A 17,820-nucleotide genomic window follows, 5' to 3' on the forward strand; every position below is an offset into this window, starting at 1 on the left:
AATGCTTCCATATATGGCTGTTATGAATAAAAAAACAGCTTCAATTAATAGAAGCCGTTTTGACAAACTGGTTTTTGGTAAAGTGAAGCCACTCCTTGGCAGCATAAGACAGGTAATGATTTTTCCTCCAGATGATTGCTAAATTCCAGCTGATAGATGGATTGACTACTTTTACGGCGCACACATTCTTGCTTAAATGCCGGCAGATGCTCTCCGGTAAAAGAGAAATGCCAAGCTTTGATGCGACCATTTCTTCAATAAAAGACCATTGCGAGCTTTCTGAAATTACACGTGGATGAAATCCCGCATCGTGACAGGAGGAAGCAATTTGGTCATTCAGCGCAAAATCTTTATTAAATAGGATAAACGATTCAGAAGAAAGGGATGCCAGGTCAATCTCCGGCTGTTTTGCAAGCGGATGAGATACCGGCAGAACGAGCATTAAATCTTCTTCCATAAACGCAAAGTGGTCGAATAAATCGTGCTGGGTAGGAAGAACGACAACACCGACATCCAATTCATTTTGCTCAATGGCTTCTTCAATTGATTTTGAACCTTCTTCCTTAAGCTGAAAGGTAATGCCAGGATACTGTTCATGAAACATTCCGGTTACTTTTAAAAAAAAGTGTGCATCAAAAATGGGCGGCAGTCCGATCCGAATATGCCCTGTTTTTAATTCAAGCAGATTATCAAGTTCTGTCTCCAGGTTGTGAAAGGATTTATCAACAAGCTTTGCCTGTTCTAATAGAATTCTGCCGGCATCGGTTAGAACAAGCTTTTTTTTAGAACGGTCAAACAGCTCCACGCCCAGTTCGGCTTCTAAATTTTTTATCATTTTACTGATGGTCGGCTGTGTGATAAATAAATGATCAGCCGCTTTTGAAAAGCTATTAAATTTTGATACTTCAATAAAATATTGCAGATGTTTAATATCCATTTTTCGCACCTTTTTTACTTTTATTATACACATGGCCGCTTCCAGAATGAAAAAGGAGCGGTTTTTTTTCTTTTTTCTGCTATACTGACAGAGTATTCTGAATGAAATGGAGGAATAAACTTGGCTTATTACGCTGCGTTTTTACACATGATTGATCCTGAAAAAAACAAGGAAGTACGTCCGCTTCACCTCGATTACCTGGCGGAGCTGGAAAAAGAAAACAAAGTATTTGCAAAAGGTCCTTTTGCAGACGGTTCCGGCGGTTTAGTCGTCTATATAGCAGATACATATGAAGAAGCATGGCAATTGGCCGAAAACGATCCAGCTGTCACTCATAAAGTAAGAAAACTAGAATTAAAAGAGTGGAATAAATTTTAAAAGAGGTACCTGGCACAAGGCATTTTTAGCTGTTATGGGCTTGTTTTATTTCTAGAAAGCACCAACAAGCCAAAAGATACAAAATGAAACAAAAAGCATCATAAAAATATGGATAAAAAGTTTCATTTTGGAAAATAAGATTGACTGAATAGAAGCTCATTCACTATACTTTTTTTGAAAAGAAGGATAGGAGCTTCTTTTTTTGCTTTAAAATGCAAACGTTTGCACAAAATGAAAGGGGTTATGTCAAATGAAAAAAGCAGTAAGCGGACTGCTGATGGTAATTCTATTTATTATCTCAGCAATCGGGGGAACGGGTTCGGCCCAAGCAGAAGTAAAAAAAGATTACAAGCTTTATGTAATGGCGCCATTAACGGAAATTACCGACTGGAAAGACTTCGAAGAAAAGCTTAAAATAATGAAGGAAAATGGTGTTTATGCGCTGACAACAGATATTTGGTGGGGAATGGTAGAAGGCAAGGCGGATAATCAGTTCGACTGGTCCTATTATGAAAAGTATGCAGAGGTTGTCGAAGCATCGGGCCTTAAATGGGTGCCTATTATGTCCACCCATCAATGTGGCGGGAATGTTGGCGACGATTGTAATTACCCAATTCCGTCATGGCTATGGAAAAAAGATAATATCGAGAATATGGCGTTTAAAAGTGAAAGCGGTTACTTAAATAAAGAAGCGCTGGCACCATGGTGGAAAGGCGCTGAAAAGCAATATGAAGAATTTTACCGTGCTTTTGCCAGGGAGTTTAAAGATGAAGAAGACTTAATTGCAAAAATTTATTTAAGCGGCGGTCCAGCAGGAGAGCTCCGCTATCCGTCCTACCAATTCGCGGACGGCTGGGAATGGCCGGAACGAGGGCAGCTGCAGGCTTATACAGAGGGAGCGAAAAAGAGCTTTCAAGGTGCAATGCAAAAGAAGTACAAAAACGTGAAGAAGCTTAATGCAGCCTGGGGCACATCCTATAAAAAGTGGGAGGAAATAGAGCCGCCGGCAGGAGGCGATGAATTTTTTACAAGCGGTGAAGCGTATGATACAGCATATGGACAGGATTTTATGAGCTGGTATCAGAGCGCTCTTGAAGCACATATGGCTTCCATCTCAAAAGCTGCCCATAAGCAGTTTGACCGGGTATTTGATGTGCCGATCGGTGTGAAAATTTCAGGCGTCCACTGGAAAATGAATGATCCGAAAATGCCGCATGCGGCCGAGTACAGCACAGGTTATTTCAATTACGAGCGTTTGCTGGATAAGGTGAAAGAAGCAGATCTTGCTCTGACGTTTACGTGTTTAGAAATGGATGACGCCAACGCCCACATCGCTCCATATTACAGTGCTCCCAAAACACTGGTAGCGCAAATTGCCACACTGGCAAATGAGCGGGGGATTTCTTTAAATGGAGAAAATGCACTGGCAATGATTAATAATGAGTGGGGTTTTAATAATTCCGCTGAAATGGCATTCAACTATGGATTTGATGGTTTTACACTGCTCCGGATGAATTATTTATTTGACGAAGCAGGAAATCCAACAAATGAATTTAAAATGATGGTCGATAAGCTCGCCCTGATACAGATGCCAGTACAAATGAATGCAGCAAATGTTCCAAAAGAAGCTGAGCGGGTCTATGTGATTGGTGACCGTGGAGAAATAGGCCGCTGGAACCCGGATGCTTATCGATATAAGCTTATGAAAAAAGCAGATGGCACCTGGAGCGGTACATTTAATTTGGCAGCCGGCCGTTCTTATTCCTTTAAATTTTTATATGAAACGGCATCGGGAAAACGCGTTTGGCAGGATGGAGAAAATAATTCCTATATAACGCCTTCAGCCGGAGAAGCGTTTTTTAACGGTGAATGGTAATACTAAAAGCGGTCAGAATCTTTTCTGACCGCTTTTCATTTTTCTTGCATCCCAATTTTCCGACAATTATAATATTTCTATATTCCGAAAAAGAGAATTTAAGTTCCGATATTCGGAACAAGGCGGTGAATGAGCACAATGAAAAAAGAACGAGAAGAAATCCATATAAAGCCGTTAGGAGAGTCGGCGGTAACGGTTCAGTTTGGAACAGAAATCAATTCGTTTATTAATAAAAAAGTGAAAGCGCTGGCAACGAAACTGCAAAATGACTCATTTTCCGGATTCATTGAATGTACACCTGCTTTTTCCAGTGTAACGGTTTTTTTTGACCCATTTGTCGTTAAACAAGCATATGGAGAAAAAGAAAAAACGTCTTTTCAAATTGTCCGTGCCATCTTAGAAAGGATGCTGAAGACATTTGTTGAAGAGAAAGAAAGCACACCGCAGATTGTAGAAATTCCTGTTTGCTACGGCGGTGATTTTGGGCCTGACCTTGATTTTGTCGCAGAACATAACGGCCTTTCAGCCGATGAAGTGATTCGCTTGCATGCATCGGCCCAGTATCCCGTTTACATGATTGGCTTCGCACCGGGCTTTCCATACCTTGGCGGACTTTCGGAAAAAATAAATGCCCCGCGCCGTCCGTCGCCGCGCACCTCGATCCCGGCCGGCAGTGTCGGAATAGCAGGCAGCCAGACAGGCGTATATCCGATTTCCACACCGGGAGGATGGCAGCTGATCGGAAGGACGCCGATGGCTCTTTTCCGCCCGGACCGTGATCAGCCAAGCGTGCTGTCAGCGGGGGATATTGTGAAGTTTGCGCCGATCACAAAGGAAGAATATGAACAGTATCGGGAGAGATTGCAATGAGTGTACAAATCATCCGCCCGGGACTTTTGGCAACGATTCAGGATTTAGGACGGTACGGGTTTCAGCAATACGGCGTCGTTGTTGGCGGCGCAATGGATTCTCTCTCGCTACGCCTCGCAAATATACTGGTTGGAAATGAAGAGGGAGAAGCAGCCATTGAAATAACAATGATGGGCACATCTCTTCAATTTAAAGAAGATGCACTGATTTCCATTACCGGCGGAAACTTAAGCCCGGTCATTGATGAAAATCCTGTTCCTTCATGGCGGCCCATTTTTGTAAGGAAAGATGCCATTCTTTCTTTCACCGGCTGCAAACTTGGGTGCCGGGCATATGTTGCAGTGGCGGGCGGCTTTTCTATTCCAGAGGTAATGAACAGCAAAAGTACGTATATGCGCGGAGAAATTGGCGGCTTTAAAGGACGTGCCCTGCGGGAAGGCGATTTGATTCCGCTGGCCGAGGAAAACAGCTTTTCCCGAAAAGTAAAAGAAGCATATCAAAGAAAGCTGAAACAAAGCTCCTTTGCGGCAGCTGACTGGCATGTTCCCTTTGAACGCTATGTAAACAGAAGTGTTGTCCGTGTTTTAAAAGGGGCAGAATTTGAGAAGTTTTCAGATTCATCCCAGAAGCAGTTTTTTGAGCAGGAATTTCACATTACCCCGCAGTCTGATCGGATGGGATACCGTCTTTCAGGTGCATCTTTACAGTTGAAAGAACCGTTTGAATTATTGTCCGAAGCAGTGGCGAATGGAACGATTCAAGTGCCGGGTGACGGAAATCCGATCGTACTGCTGGCAGACCGGCAGACAACCGGAGGTTATCCGAGAATCGGGCAGATTGCAGCAGCCGATTTACCGGTCATCGCTCAGATGAAGCCGGGAGACCGCATCCGCTTTCAAGAGATACCGCTTTATAAAGCGGAGCAGCTTTATATAGAACGTGAACAGGAAATCGCACAAATTCGAACCGCTCTTTTGTTAAAAAAATGGTCCTTTGAATGAATGCATATGGACACAGCAGTCCATTTACCGGAACAGGGAGAAGGAAGAAAAGTGAATAAAACGGTTCTTAAATCAATGGAAATCATTAAATTGTTTTTTACGGAAGAAAAATTAACGTTGCTGCAAATAATAGAAAGAACAGAGCTGCCGAAAACATCTGTTTATCGGATGGCGGAATCATTGCTTGAGCTCGGATTTTTGGAGAAAGATAAGGAAGGTGCCTACCGGTTAGGGCTTGTTTTTCTGGAGCTTGGCAGCCTTGTTGCTGAACGGCTGGATATCCGGTCGATTGCATTGCCCTACATGCAAAGGCTTCGGAAAGAAACTGGAGAGGCTGTAAATCTTGTGATCCGGGACGGAGATGAAGCGGTTTACATTGAGAAGGTTGATGCGCAGGAGCGCGTCCGCGTTTACACGCAAATCGGCCGCCGTGCTCCTTTATATGGAGGAGCATGTCCGCGCATACTGCTGTCTTTTATGGAGGAGGCCGAACGAGAGAGGCTGATTGAATCATTTCAAATCACGCAGTATGCGAAGGGAACACCGAAAACGAAAGAAGAGCTCCGGCAGCTGATTGAGCGAACAAGAAAAAATAGCTGGTCGATCAGCCATTCTGAGCTGGAAGACCATTCCTCCGCCATTGCTGCCCCTATTTTTAATCATAAGGGCGATGTGATAGCCGGGCTCAGCCTGGCAGGGCCTGAAGTCCGTTTTCAGGACAAAGCACATGTAAAAGAGATGATTGAAAAATTAACAGAAGCATCACGGCAGATTTCTGCTGAACTCGGTGCCGTAGACCGCTAATCTTGGGGGGACAGCCTGTGAAAATTGATATTAATTGTGACATGGGAGAAAGCTTTGGCGCATATAAGATTGGCCGCGATGAGGAAATTATGCCATACATTACATCAGCAAACATCGCCTGCGGGTTCCATGCCGGCGATCCCGATGTGATGAAAAAAACCGTTCATTTAGCGATGGAGCATAATGTTAAAATGGGTGCCCATCCAGGCTTTCAAGACCTGGCGGGCTTTGGACGCCGGAATATGACTCTCTCGCCGGAAGAAGTATATTCACTTGTTGTGTACCAAATCGGTGCTCTTCAGGCGTTTGTCAGCATAGAAGGAACTGTCCTGCATCATGTGAAGCCGCATGGTGCACTTTATAATATGGCGGCTTCGGATGAAGCTATGGCTTCTGCTATTGCCAAAGCCGTTAAGGATGTAGATGCATCCCTTATTTTATACGGACTGGCTGGAAGCAAGCTGATCCAAGCGGGCCAAAAAGCAGGCCTGAAAACAGCAAGTGAAGTGTTTGCAGACCGTACATACACACGGGAAGGCATGCTGACACCGCGCCGTTTGTCCAATGCATTAATTGAAGACTCAGAAGAAGCGGCAGCTCAGGTGATCCGCATGGCAAAAGAAAAGAAAGTACGTGCGACAGATGGGATAGATGTCATGATACAGGCTGACACCGTCTGCATACACGGTGACGGGTCCCATGCGCTGTCTTTTGCCCGGCTGATCCGGACAAAGCTGCAGGGAGAAGGGGTTGAAGTGCGTTCAATCGCCAGGGAGGAATAGAAATGTCAAAACAACAAGAGTTTCAACAGCAGGAAAAATCAAATTGGAGTATTCTTTTAGGCGCCGCCTTCTTAATGGCTACCTCTGCAATTGGCCCGGGATTTTTAACTCAGACGACTGTTTTTACGGAGCAGCTTGCTGCAAGCTTCGGCTTTGTCATTCTTGTGTCCATTTTGCTTGATATAGGAGCCCAGATGAACATATGGCGTATTCTGATTGTGTCGGAAAAGCGGGCCCAGGAGGTGGCAAACCTTGTTTTGCCCGGACTTGGCTACGTTCTTGCCGCTCTCATTGTTTTGGGCGGGATCGCATTTAATATTGGAAATATTGGCGGGGCCGGCCTCGGGGCAAACGTGATTTTTGGTATTTCACCTGTTACAGGGGCTGTTGTCAGTGCCGCGATTGCCATTGCCATTTTTCTTGTAAAAGAAGCGGGCCTGCTTATGGATAAGTTCACTCAAATTATGGGATTTGTAATGATCCTTCTTGTTCTGTATGTAATGTTCCAGGCGAACCCTCCTGTCGGGGAAGCGATCGTTAAAACGTTTATACCGGATACAATTGATACACTGGCCATTGTTACGCTTGTTGGCGGGACCGTCGGCGGCTATATTACATTTGCGGGCGGGCACCGTCTTTTGGATGCAGGAATTAAAGGAACAAATGCTGTTCCACAGGTAACCAGAAGCTCAGTGTCAGCCATTGGGATTGCCTCGGTGATGCGGATCTTTTTATTTTTAGCTGCACTGGGCGTGGTGGCCCAGGGCCTTGCGATTGATCCGGCCAATCCGCCGGCATCCGTTTTCCAGCTCGCTGCCGGAAATATCGGCTATCGTTTATTCGGTGTTGTTATGTGGTCTGCCGCTATTACCTCTGTTATCGGCGCCGCCTACACTTCAGTTTCATTTATTCGCACATTTCACCCGGCGATTGAAAAGTATCATAAAACAATCATTGTTTTGTTTATTATTGTATCAACCGGAATTTTCGCCACGATCGGCAGGCCGGTTAAGATGCTGATTCTGGCAGGGGCGTTAAACGGACTTATTTTGCCAATCGCCCTTGCTGTTATGCTGATTGCGGCTTATAAGAAAAATATTGTTGGAAGCTACCGCCATCCTATTTGGATGACAGGAGCGGGCATTATTGTCGTGATTCTGATGGCTTATATGGGCGGCTATACGCTTATTAACCAGCTGCCGGCATTGTTTGAATAAACAAGAAGGTAACAGGGCAGCCGGATCAGCCTGCTGCTGGATATTCTAAGCAAAAAAGCACCTGTTTTTCAGGTGCTTTTTTACTGCCTGGTAAAGTGATACTCTTTTCGTTCAATGAGCAGGCTTCCTGCGATATATAAAATGAGTGAAAGAACAACAGGCAGGGTGACTGTGTGAACATCAAGCAAGTTGCCGTGGGCACTGTTATAAAAATGCAGGAAAATATAAGACGCAATACCGGAGATCATGGAAAAAAGAGCTCCCCATTTATTTCCGTATTTCCAGTAAAGGCCAAGCACGATCGGCCAGATAAAGGCTGCTTCTAATCCGCCGAAGGCAAACAAATTTAAGAAAATAAGCAAATCAGGCGGATCAAGGGCAAGAAAAGCTACAGCGGTTCCCAGCAGGGCTGTGACCCCGAAGCTGATTTGTTTAATTCTTTTGTTAGAAGCATCAGGCTTGACATAATTTAAGTAAATGTCTTTCACAATGGTTGAGCTGACCAAGATCAATAGCGAATCGACTGTTGACATAATGGCAGCCATTGGAGCCGCCAGCACGATTCCTGCCAGCCAGGAAGGCAGCACGTGAAGTGTAATAAGGGGAATGACTTTGTCGCCGACGTCAATCCCTGGCAGAATCGGGCGGGCAAATACGCCGATCAAGTGCATATTCAGCATGATTACTCCCGTGACAACCGTTCCGATAATCAGCGCCCGGTGCATCGATTGCGAATTTTTGTAAGACATCGCTCTTACGGCAATCTGCGGCAGGCCTACTACCCCAACTCCTACTAATATCCAGAAAGACGACACATACGCAGCTGATAAATTTGCATCAGCTCCATAAGGCGTCACCAGATTCGGGTTTTCAGCAATTAAGCTTTGTACAATTGCTGGAATTCCTCCGCCTGCCCGTATAACAGCCACAAGCAAAATGAGCGTGCCAATAACCATAACAGCCCCCTGCACGGCATCCGTCAGGGCAACCGCCCGAAAGCCGCCGATTGTAACGTAAACAAGAACCGACACGGCAAATAAAAACAAAGCAGTGTTATAGCTGAGGCCCGTAATGGATTCAATTAAACGGGCTCCGCCAATCCATTGAGCCGTCATAGCCGAGAACAAAAAAATGAGAATACTTACGGCGGAAAGAAGAACCACAGCGGGGCTGTTATATCGTTTCTTTAAAAAATCAACCAGCGTAACCGCATTATACAGCCGCGTTACAATGGCGAATTTTTTTCCGAGGATCATTAAAACGAAATAGCCGGTTACCACCTGTGTCATAGCCAGTAAAATCCATCCGAAGCCCATTGTATAAGCGGTGCCGGGTCCCCCTAAAAAGCTTGAGGCACTTCCATATGTCGCTACCATCGTCATAGCTAAAACAAAGCCGCCAAGCTCACGCCCGCCAAGAAAATAATCATGCAAAAAATGTGTAGACGCTGTTAGTTTTGTACTCGCATAGTAGCCGATGAAGAAAATCAGGACAAGAAAAAGAAGGAGAGGAATTAAAACAGCCCAGTTCATTCGCTGTCACCTTCTTCCTCAAAAGAAACATTCTTGAAAAAAAGAGCCACAACGAGCCACACCAGAAAAGTCATTATAACAAACCCAACAATGCAGCTGTAAAAGAACCAGTCGGGCAGCCCCCATATATACGAGTATTCTTCCATGCTGCGCCCCCCGAGGCCATAGGCAAAGCCGAACCACCAGATGAAGTTAAAAAGAGCAAGCCCAATACCGATCCAAGCTTCACGGTGGGCAATTTGAAATCGTTTATTCATACAATAACCTCCCAACGCTAGTATACATGGAGAATGAGCAGATCGGGCAAAAAAATACCAGTTTCACAAAAAGTGAGGAACGGGAATAAATTAGGAAGAAATAAAAGAGGAAGGAGGGACGGAAGATGGCAATGAAAAAAGAAGCAGCTTTAAAGGCGCACGAGGCGAAGCCGTGGATTCGCCGATTCGGGAGGTTTGGCCATATGGCAAAAGGGACCGTGTATGCACTGGTTGGCTTGTTGGCACTGCTTTCAGCGGCGGGAATGGGCGGCGGAACAACCGGGACAAGCGGAGCATTATCAACTGTGGCAGATGAACCGTTTGGCCAGCTGCTCCTCTGGCTTATTGGCATTGGATTGATCGGATATGTAATATGGGAGCTGCTTAAATCGATTAAGGATGTTGAGCATAACGGGACAGACGCAAAAGGAATAATAAAACGGATCAGTTACATTGTGAGTGCTTTTATTTATGGGAGCCTGGCTTTAACAGCGATTAAGCTGGCGATGCATGCAGGCAGCAGCGGCAGTTCCGAACAAACGATATCGGCAAAACTGCTTGCCCAGCCATTTGGACAGTGGATTGTCGGACTGATCGGACTGATTATTATTGGCTATGGATGCAGTCAATTATATCGTGGATGGAAAGAAAAATTCATGAAGCATTTTAAAATATATGAAATGAACGAGAAGGAAATCCGCCTTGCCCGGAGCGCCGGAAGGGTCGGACTCGCAGCGCGCGGAGTTGTTCTTATAATAGTTGGCTTTTTCTTTATTGAGACGGCGATTACAGCGAACCCGAACGAATCAAAAGGACTGGGCGGAGCACTCGCTGAGCTTGCCTCTCAGCCCTTTGGCCAGTTATTGCTTGCTATTACAGCGGCAGGCCTTGTCTTATACGGTGTTTATGAAATGATTCGAGGGCGCTATCAGAGAATGAATTTCGGCAGAAAGTAAAGCACCCATACCGGGTGCTTCAGCTTGCAGACAATGTTATTTACTTCATACTTGAACAAATGATTTTATCTATTGTTTCTCAAAAAAAGCGTACGAGAACAGCGCTTAGCCCGGGTGAGTGAAGCGAAGCCGCCAGCCCGCAGCCTACTATCCTGTTTTTCAAAAGAATTCTTACAGGACAGTAAACGGCCCATGAAATAAGCTTCATTCAACTTCTATAGTTTGTCGACAGTCTGAAGCACCCATACCGGGTGCTTTTTTCTTTGAGAACGAATCTCAATGTGCTACATTTGATCTATTAACATTGGGAGGTGCCTGATGCTTTTTATTGATAACAAAGGGATAACGGATCCCCGCATCAATCTGGCCATTGAAGAATACGCCGTAAAGCATTTGAATATTGAAGAGTCTTATTTGCTTTTTTACATTAATGAGCCATCCATTATTATTGGCAAAAATCAAAACACCATTGAAGAAATAAACGTTGATTATGTAGAGGACCATAACCTTCATGTGGTTCGGCGCCTGTCCGGAGGGGGCGCAGTTTATCATGATCTTGGCAATTTAAATTTCAGCTTTATAACAAAGGACGATGGTGACAGCTTTCACAATTTCCGCAAATTTACCGAGCCGGTTGTAGCGGCGTTGAACAAACTCGGCTTAAATGCGGAGATGAGCGGGCGCAACGATTTAACGGCTAATGGTTTTAAAATCTCAGGAAATGCCCAGTTTTCCACAAAAGGACGTATGTTTACCCACGGAACGCTGCTGTTCGATACCAATATGGATGAGGTAGTGTCTGTCCTCAAGGTACGCAAAGACAAAATTGAGTCCAAAGGCATTAAATCAATCCGCAGCCGAGTGGCGAATATATCTGACTTGATTGAACAAAAAATGACTATTACCGAATTTAAACAATTTATTTTAAACCAGATCTTTAACGGCGAAGAGCAAGTAAAGGAATATGTGCTGGGGGAAAAAGACTGGAAAATGATTCACCGGATTTCAGCCGAGCGCTACGGAAACTGGGATTGGAACTACGGCAAATCGCCGGCGTTTAATATCGAACGCTCTCACCGATTTCCGGTCGGGCTTATTGATGTGCGCCTTCACGTAAAAGGGGGAGACATTCAAACGGCGCGTATTTTCGGCGACTTTTTTGGTGCCGGGGACGTAGCCGAAGTCGAGGAAGCGCTTATCGGAATAAAGTATGAAAAAAGCGCCGTTCGCCAGGCACTTGAGCAATTGGATATGAAGCATTACTTCGGAAATGTTACCACTGATGATCTCGTTGACTTAATTTATTGATAAACAAAACAGCGCCCGGCAGAAAGCCGGGCGCTGTTTGTGCTGTTAACGAGAAAAGTAAGAGGCCAGGCCGTCTCGAATTCCGGCTGCCGCTTGCTGCTGGTATGCAGCTGATGCAATTGAGGATTCTTCAGCAGGATTCGTCAAATAACCGAGCTCAAGCAGGACGGCGGGCCGCTGATTTTCACGAAGAACGTAATAATCGCCGTACTGTGTGCCCCGGTTTGCATTCGGCAGCGTCTTATTTAGCCCTTCATTTAACGAGCGGGCAAGCTCCTTGTGAGCCGTATGATAGTAATAAGCTGTATGGCCGGCTGCCTGCCGGCTCTGTGCCCCGTCGTAATGCAGGCTGATAAAGGCGTCTGCCCCGTGCTGGCGTGCGGTGTCTGTCCGGGCTGGCAGCGGCACATATTGATCACCGGTCCGGGTTACCACAACGGTTGCTCCACTCGCGGCTAACGCATCACGCAGCTTCTGAGCTGTTTGGAGCGTGACACCTTTTTCAATGGTGCCATATAAACCAGATGTTCCGCCGTCAACTCCCCCGTGCCCTGGATCCAGAACAATCACTTTTCCCTGCAGGGCTGATGCGGCTGTTTCTTTTGAAGAAACAACCCAGCCTGCCACATAAGCTTCACTGCCGCTGGCCAGTCGGATTTTAATCCAGTCACCGCTCCGGCCTATTACAGGATAACGCTCCCCGACAGACCCTTTCACAATGACAGAAGAGGAAGTGGAGGGTCCGCTCCGCAAGTTTGTTCCTTCCGTTTGAATCCGCACAAATTGGCTGGCTGAAGCCGGCTGCTTTCCGCCTGTGCGAATGAACTGGCCGCTTACCCACGCCGTTTCACTTCCGTAAGAGATCTGAACCCAGCCATTTTGAGAAGAAAGAATGGATACTTGTTTTCCTGTACTTACCTGCCCAAGAATCGAAGCTGAAAGAGAAGGAGATTCCCGGACATTAACGCGGTCACCAGTTACTGTGCCTGTTTGGGAATGGGCAGAAGCAGAATGCCCGGCTGCCAGGACAGAGCCCAGTAAAAATACGCAAAAAATGAAGACTTTTATTCTTTCCATGATCCACCGCCTATTCGATAAATTCCCTTATATCGTATCATTTAGCAAAAAAGGGCGCATCAGCAAAAATAATGATTCATTTTGTAAGAATATTGGGCTGAATAAAAGAAAAATTTTGCTTATTGTGTTGAATTTTTTAGGAATATTGTTAAAGAAAATGAGTGAGCTGGCTGTTTTAATAATAATCATTAAATTTTAAAAATAATTCTAAATGAGTTGTTTTGATTATTTCGAAAAGTGGTACGTAATGTAAGAATGTGATATTTATGCTACTAAGAAAAGGGGGCTAAAGCATGGCGATTAATGAAAACAGCAAAAACAAGCAGCTTGATGAGTTCCGTGTAAAAGACCAGGGAGAAAAGCTGACTACGAATCAAGGGCTTCGTGTGTCGGAAGATGAACATTCCTTAAAAGCGGGAGAACGCGGGCCCACATTGATAGAGGATTTTCATTTTCGGGAAAAAATGACTCATTTTGACCATGAACGTATCCCTGAACGGGTTGTGCATGCCCGGGGCTTTGCAGCGCATGGTTATTTCCAGGTATATGAATCAATGAAAGAGTATACAAAAGCGGGGTTTTTACAGGACCCTTCTAAAAAAACACCGGTGTTTGTCCGTTATTCAACAGTAGCTGGATTCCGTGGCTCGGGTGATACAGTACGTGATGTCCGCGGCTTTGCTACAAAATTTTACACAGAAGAAGGCAACTATGACCTTGTCGGCAACAATATCCCTGTTTTTTTCATTCAGGACGCTATTAAATTTCCCGATTTAATTCATGCAGTAAAACCGGAACCGCACAATGAAATCCCGCAGGCAGCGAGTGCCCATGATACATTCTGGGATTTTATTGCCAACAATCAGGAATCAGCCCATATGGTTATGTGGCATCTTTCAGACCGTGCGATTCCCCGCAGCTATCGAATGATGGAAGGGTTCGGTGTACATACATTCCGGTTTGTAAATGAAGAGGGAAAAGCCCGGTTTGTTAAATTCCATTGGAAGCCGGTGCTGGGCATTAAATCGCTTGTCTGGGATGAAGCGCAGAAACTCGCCGGAAAAGACCCGGATTTCCACCGTCGTGATCTGTGGGAAGCGATCGAGATGGGCGACTATCCCGAGTTTGAGTTTGGCGTTCAGATGATTGATGAGGAAGATGAATTTAAATTTGATTTTGATGTTCTTGATCCGACGAAAATTTGGCCGGAAGAAGACGTGCCGGTTAAAATCATCGGAAAAATGACATTAAACCGCAATGTGGATAATGTGTTTGCAGAAACGGAGCAGGCTGCTTTCCATCCGGGCCATGTGGTGCCGGGAATCGATTTCACCAATGATCCGCTTCTGCAGGGACGCCTTTTCTCTTACACAGACACACAGCTGATCCGCCTGGGCGGCCCGAATTTCCACGAGCTGCCGATTAACCGGCCGGTCTGCCCGTTTTTTAACAACCAGCGTGATGGATATGGGCGCCAGACGATTAATGTCGGGCAGGTGAGCTACCATAAAAACTCACTGGCCCAGAACACTCCGTCGCCGGCTTCAGAAGAAGAAGGCGGCTATGCCCACTACCAGGAAAAAGTGGAGGGCCGGAAAGTAGCGCGGCGCAGCGACAGCTTTAAAGATCATTTTTCACAGGCGGCGCTGTTCTGGAACAGCATGACTGACATAGAGAAAGAACATATTATCAAAGCGTTCAGTTTTGAACTTGGCAAAGTGAAAAGCAAAGATATCCGCCAGCAGGTTGTGAATATGTTCGCAAATGTAAATGTGGAGCTGGCGACAACTGTAGCGGAAGCCATCGGGGTGCAGGCGCCGTCGGATGTGCCAGAATCAGCGGTCACAAAATCCTCTGACGCATTAAGCCAGGAGAAAAATCCGGTGAAAGGCGTCGCAACACGTAAAATTGCCGTGCTTGCCGGTGAAGGATTTTCAGGAAAAGAAATGACAGAGATCTTTAAAGCCTTTGAAAGAGCGGGAACCCGTCCTGAAGTAGTAAGCACAAAGCAGGGAATAATCAAAGGAGACGACGGAGCAGAACTTGAAGTCGACCATACTTTCCTGACAGCGGATTCTGTGTTGTTTGACGGTGTTTATGCGGCGGGCGGACTGTCAGCTGATCCGAAAGCCAGAAAGCAGGCAAAAGCCTTTTTAACGGAAGCATACGAGCACTTTAAAACGATTGGTGCAACAGGAGACGGTGTTGATCTGGCTGCAGATTTGACAGCAGACGCAGGCGTTATTTCAGAAGCGGTCCCATCAAAAGACTATGCGGACAAGTTTTTGACAGCGCTGGCTGAGCACCGCCACTGGAACCGCCAAGTATAAGGAGATTGTTAACTGCCGGAATGCTTCGCCGGCAGTTTTTTTATGTTTTGAAAACGTAAGAAATCGAGAGGCTGTCCGGGACTGCCTGCTAGTTAATAAGGCTCTGGCTTGTTTCAGCGATAGCAGCATCGACCTTTGCCTGCTCATGTAAATCATAAGGGTGATAATAGCCGTTTTTGATCATATAGTTACTGATGCTTCTGTGGGTGGAAATGCCTGTCATTAATTGCTCGCGCAGCACAGAACGCAATTCAGGGGTTGCTGCTTCTGTAAGGGCGAACGCCGTATCTTTTATGCCGCATTTAACCGAAATTAAAAAGTCAGATGCAATGACCTGATCAGTCAGGCTCCCCATTCCTGCTGCACTTTTAAATAAATCATTCATTGCTTCACTCCTCCTTCCGGCAAGAACTGCTTCAGCTGCTCCAGATGCTGATGGCCCGTCCGGGCATCTGCATCCAGCAGAGCTTTTAATTCAGGGTCTTGTGCCAGCTTGCTCATCGTAAAAGCCTTTGTTGTGCAGATGCTTTTAAAAACGACTAATTCATGCACGTCCAGCGTTTCGTGCTGCCCCAGACTTTTTCTCACGTGTATCACCTCTTCAATTATTCATGTACCTGTTTATTTTGGCTGATTGTCTTTTGCTTATTCACAGCTGTCCCGTCGGTGAATGAATAAAACGCAATAGCGAAGGAAAAATGAATATGGTGACTAACATTGGGGGTGCCGGATATGAATCAAGAAAAACTGGCTTTTCACGAAACAATGGAGCTGCATGAGCTGGTGAACTTTAAAACAGTCTCATTGCTGAAGACGAAAATGATGCAGGGTGTTTGTTTTGACAGTGATTTAAAAGCCATGATGGAGAAGGATACACAGCAGTCGATTCATCAGCTGAATGAATTATTAGAGCTGTATAAAGGAGCAAGGACATTTTAAGCCTGTGGAGGTGAATGCAATGAACGATTATTTAGATCCCATTAATTCGGTTGGAATGCCAGAGCTTGTCGATTCTGCCATTGCTCTTGAGTTTTTGATGACTGTTAAAAACGGGATTCGAAACTGTGCGGCTGCTTTGACGCAGTCGGCTGATCCAGAAGTGCAATTAGCCCTTATGGAACATTTAGAGCAGGGTATTGACCTGCACGGAGAAGTAACCGAATTGATGATGAATAAAGGCTGGTTTTATCCTTATGACATGGACAAACAAATGCAAATAGACAGAAAATCTGCCGAAACAGCTTTGGATATCGCCCGGCTGCCGCTTTTCCCGAATAACACTAATCGAAAAGGGCTGTTCCCGACCCCGCCAAATTAACCGACCTTACAGGAAAGGAGGAGAAAAAAATGAAAGCTGTCACGTTTCAGGGAGTTAAAAACGTAGCGGTAAAAGAAGTAAAAGCACCTCAAATTCAAAAGCCGGATGATATTATCGTCAAGCTTACTTTAACGGCCATCTGTGGATCAGATTTGCATTTGATCCATGGAATGATCCCTAATATTCAGCCGGACTACATTATCGGCCATGAGCCAATGGGGATTGTAGAAGAAGTGGGTCCTGCTGTGACAAAAGTGAAAAAAGGGGACCGGGTCATTGTTCCGTTTAACATCAGCTGCGGAGAGTGCTGGTTTTGCAAGCATGATCTCGAAAGCCAGTGTGACAACTCTAATGACAACGGAGATATGGGCGCATTTTTTGGGTATTCCGGCAGTACAGGAGGATATCCCGGCGGACAGGCAGAATATATGCGGGTTCCTTATGGAAATTTCACTCCATTTAAAATTCCTGAAAGCAGCGAAGTGGAAGACGAAAAACTGGTTCTCCTCTCAGATATTATTCCGACCGCTTATTGGAGTGTAGATAACTCCGGCTTAAAAGAAGGGGATACGGCGATTATTCTTGGCTGCGGGCCTGTCGGGCTGCTGGCACAGAAGTTTGCCTGGCTGAAAGGCGCCAAACGGGTAATAGCAGTCGATTATGTGGACTACCGGCTGCGCCACGCCCAGAAAACGAATAGAGTTGAAATTGTCAATTTTGAACGTGAACAAAACATTGGCAGCTACTTGAAGGAAATGACAGGCGGCGGTGCCGAGGTTGTCATTGACTGTGTCGGAATGGACGGGAAAATGTCACCGATGGAATTTCTTTCTGTAGGCATGAAGCTTCAGGGCGGGGCGCTTGGCGGTCTGGTCATTGCCAGCCAGGCAGTGAAAAAAGGCGGTACCATTCAAGTGACAGGCGTCTACGGGGGCATGTATAATGCGTTCCCGCTGGGAGATATTTTTCAGCGCAATGTCAACATTCGAACCGGACAGGCGCCGGTTATTCACTATATGCCTTATTTGCACGAGCTGATTGCGAAAGGGAAATTTGACCCTTCCGATATTGTCACCCACATCCTGCCGCTTGATGAGGCGGCGAGAGGGTATGAAATGTTTGACACAAAAACACATGACTGCATAAAAGTTATTTTAAAGCCTTAAAAGAAAAGAAG

Annotated in this window: 19 protein-coding genes; 13 read left to right on the plus strand and 6 right to left on the minus strand. The window is 45.6% G+C overall.

Going from position 1 to position 17,820, the window contains the following annotated elements; genetic code table 11:
* Positions 1–40 precede the first annotated feature (40 nt).
* A complete protein-coding gene (gene cidR, locus VP98_RS07420) occupies positions 41–937 on the minus strand; it encodes a cidABC operon transcriptional activator CidR (RefSeq protein ID WP_046174752.1) in 897 nt (298 codons plus the stop codon).
* 120 nt (positions 938–1,057) lie between these two features.
* Between cidR and VP98_RS07425 the strand changes: the two genes are divergently transcribed.
* The 7 genes from VP98_RS07425 (at position 1,058) to VP98_RS07455 (ending at position 7,865) form a co-directional block, all read left to right on the plus strand.
* Complete coding sequence (locus VP98_RS07425) at positions 1,058–1,315, plus strand: YciI family protein (protein WP_046174753.1); 258 nt, start codon at positions 1,058–1,060, stop codon at positions 1,313–1,315.
* Positions 1,316–1,565: 250 nt separating this feature from the next.
* Positions 1,566–3,191, plus strand: a complete 1,626-nt coding sequence (locus tag VP98_RS07430; protein ID WP_046174754.1) for a family 14 glycosylhydrolase — start codon at positions 1,566–1,568, stop codon at positions 3,189–3,191.
* 138 nt (positions 3,192–3,329) lie between these two features.
* On the plus strand, positions 3,330–4,061 hold the full coding sequence (gene pxpB, locus VP98_RS07435; RefSeq protein ID WP_046174755.1) for a 5-oxoprolinase subunit PxpB: 732 nt from the start codon (positions 3,330–3,332) through the stop codon (positions 4,059–4,061).
* Positions 4,058–5,062 carry a 5-oxoprolinase subunit C family protein gene (locus VP98_RS07440; protein WP_046174756.1) on the plus strand — a complete coding sequence of 335 codons (1,005 nt, stop codon included), beginning with the start codon at positions 4,058–4,060 and terminating at the stop codon, positions 5,060–5,062. Before pxpB ends, VP98_RS07440 begins: the two co-directional genes overlap by 4 nt.
* A gap of 51 nt (positions 5,063–5,113) precedes the next feature.
* Positions 5,114–5,866 carry an IclR family transcriptional regulator gene (locus tag VP98_RS07445; RefSeq protein ID WP_046174817.1) on the plus strand — a complete coding sequence of 251 codons (753 nt, stop codon included), beginning with the start codon at positions 5,114–5,116 and terminating at the stop codon, positions 5,864–5,866.
* A 17-nt stretch (positions 5,867–5,883) separates the two neighbouring features.
* Positions 5,884–6,648 (plus strand): LamB/YcsF family protein, encoded by a 765-nt coding sequence (locus VP98_RS07450; RefSeq protein WP_082087883.1) that lies wholly within the window; start codon positions 5,884–5,886, stop codon positions 6,646–6,648.
* A 2-nt stretch (positions 6,649–6,650) separates the two neighbouring features.
* Entirely contained in the window at positions 6,651–7,865 is a 1,215-nt protein-coding gene (locus tag VP98_RS07455; protein ID WP_046174757.1) for an NRAMP family divalent metal transporter, read from the plus strand.
* A gap of 80 nt (positions 7,866–7,945) precedes the next feature.
* Here the strand turns inward: VP98_RS07455 and panF are convergent, their stop codons facing one another.
* Positions 7,946–9,397 (minus strand): sodium/pantothenate symporter, encoded by a 1,452-nt coding sequence (panF, locus tag VP98_RS07460; RefSeq protein ID WP_046174758.1) that lies wholly within the window; start codon positions 9,395–9,397, stop codon positions 7,946–7,948.
* The gene (locus tag VP98_RS07465) at positions 9,394–9,654 is read right to left on the minus strand and encodes a YhdT family protein (RefSeq protein WP_046174759.1); all 261 of its coding nucleotides are present in this window, start codon (positions 9,652–9,654) and stop codon (positions 9,394–9,396) included. The genes panF and VP98_RS07465 overlap by 4 nt, the downstream gene beginning before the upstream one ends.
* 125 nt (positions 9,655–9,779) lie before the next feature.
* Here VP98_RS07465 and VP98_RS07470 point away from each other — a divergent pair, with 125 nt between their 5' ends.
* The gene (locus tag VP98_RS07470) at positions 9,780–10,610 is read left to right on the plus strand and encodes a DUF1206 domain-containing protein (protein ID WP_156151337.1); all 831 of its coding nucleotides are present in this window, start codon (positions 9,780–9,782) and stop codon (positions 10,608–10,610) included.
* Positions 10,611–10,928: 318 nt separating this feature from the next.
* Positions 10,929–11,918, plus strand: coding sequence for a lipoate--protein ligase (locus VP98_RS07475; RefSeq protein ID WP_046174760.1), 990 nt, complete (start codon positions 10,929–10,931; stop codon positions 11,916–11,918).
* A 45-nt stretch (positions 11,919–11,963) separates the two neighbouring features.
* On the opposite strand, the gene VP98_RS07480 is transcribed toward VP98_RS07475, so the two are convergent.
* Positions 11,964–12,995 carry an N-acetylmuramoyl-L-alanine amidase gene (locus tag VP98_RS07480; RefSeq protein ID WP_052712179.1) on the minus strand — a complete coding sequence of 344 codons (1,032 nt, stop codon included), beginning with the start codon at positions 12,993–12,995 and terminating at the stop codon, positions 11,964–11,966.
* A 293-nt stretch (positions 12,996–13,288) separates the two neighbouring features.
* On the opposite strand from VP98_RS07480, the gene VP98_RS07490 reads away from it, so the two are divergent.
* Entirely contained in the window at positions 13,289–15,325 is a 2,037-nt protein-coding gene (locus VP98_RS07490) for a catalase (RefSeq protein WP_046174762.1), read from the plus strand.
* Between the two features lie 88 nt (positions 15,326–15,413).
* Here the strand turns inward: VP98_RS07490 and VP98_RS18810 are convergent, their stop codons facing one another.
* Positions 15,414–15,710 carry a spore coat protein gene (locus VP98_RS18810; protein ID WP_046174763.1) on the minus strand — a complete coding sequence of 99 codons (297 nt, stop codon included), beginning with the start codon at positions 15,708–15,710 and terminating at the stop codon, positions 15,414–15,416.
* Positions 15,707–15,913 (minus strand): hypothetical protein, encoded by a 207-nt coding sequence (locus tag VP98_RS18815; RefSeq protein ID WP_046174764.1) that lies wholly within the window; start codon positions 15,911–15,913, stop codon positions 15,707–15,709. Before VP98_RS18815 ends, VP98_RS18810 begins: the two co-directional genes overlap by 4 nt.
* 144 nt (positions 15,914–16,057) lie before the next feature.
* Here VP98_RS18815 and VP98_RS07505 point away from each other — a divergent pair, with 144 nt between their 5' ends.
* From VP98_RS07505 to VP98_RS07515, 3 genes are read left to right on the plus strand one after another with little or no spacing between them, the layout of a single operon-like run.
* Positions 16,058–16,264 carry a hypothetical protein gene (locus VP98_RS07505; RefSeq protein WP_046174765.1) on the plus strand — a complete coding sequence of 69 codons (207 nt, stop codon included), beginning with the start codon at positions 16,058–16,060 and terminating at the stop codon, positions 16,262–16,264.
* A gap of 19 nt (positions 16,265–16,283) precedes the next feature.
* Positions 16,284–16,643 (plus strand): spore coat protein, encoded by a 360-nt coding sequence (locus VP98_RS07510; RefSeq protein WP_046174766.1) that lies wholly within the window; start codon positions 16,284–16,286, stop codon positions 16,641–16,643.
* A gap of 29 nt (positions 16,644–16,672) precedes the next feature.
* Positions 16,673–17,809 (plus strand): zinc-dependent alcohol dehydrogenase, encoded by a 1,137-nt coding sequence (locus VP98_RS07515; protein WP_046174767.1) that lies wholly within the window; start codon positions 16,673–16,675, stop codon positions 17,807–17,809.
* Positions 17,810–17,820: the final 11 nt, after the last annotated feature.

This window comes from Domibacillus indicus (assembly GCF_000970685.1).
GTDB classification, from domain to species: Bacteria; Bacillota; Bacilli; order Bacillales; family Domibacillaceae; genus Domibacillus; species Domibacillus indicus.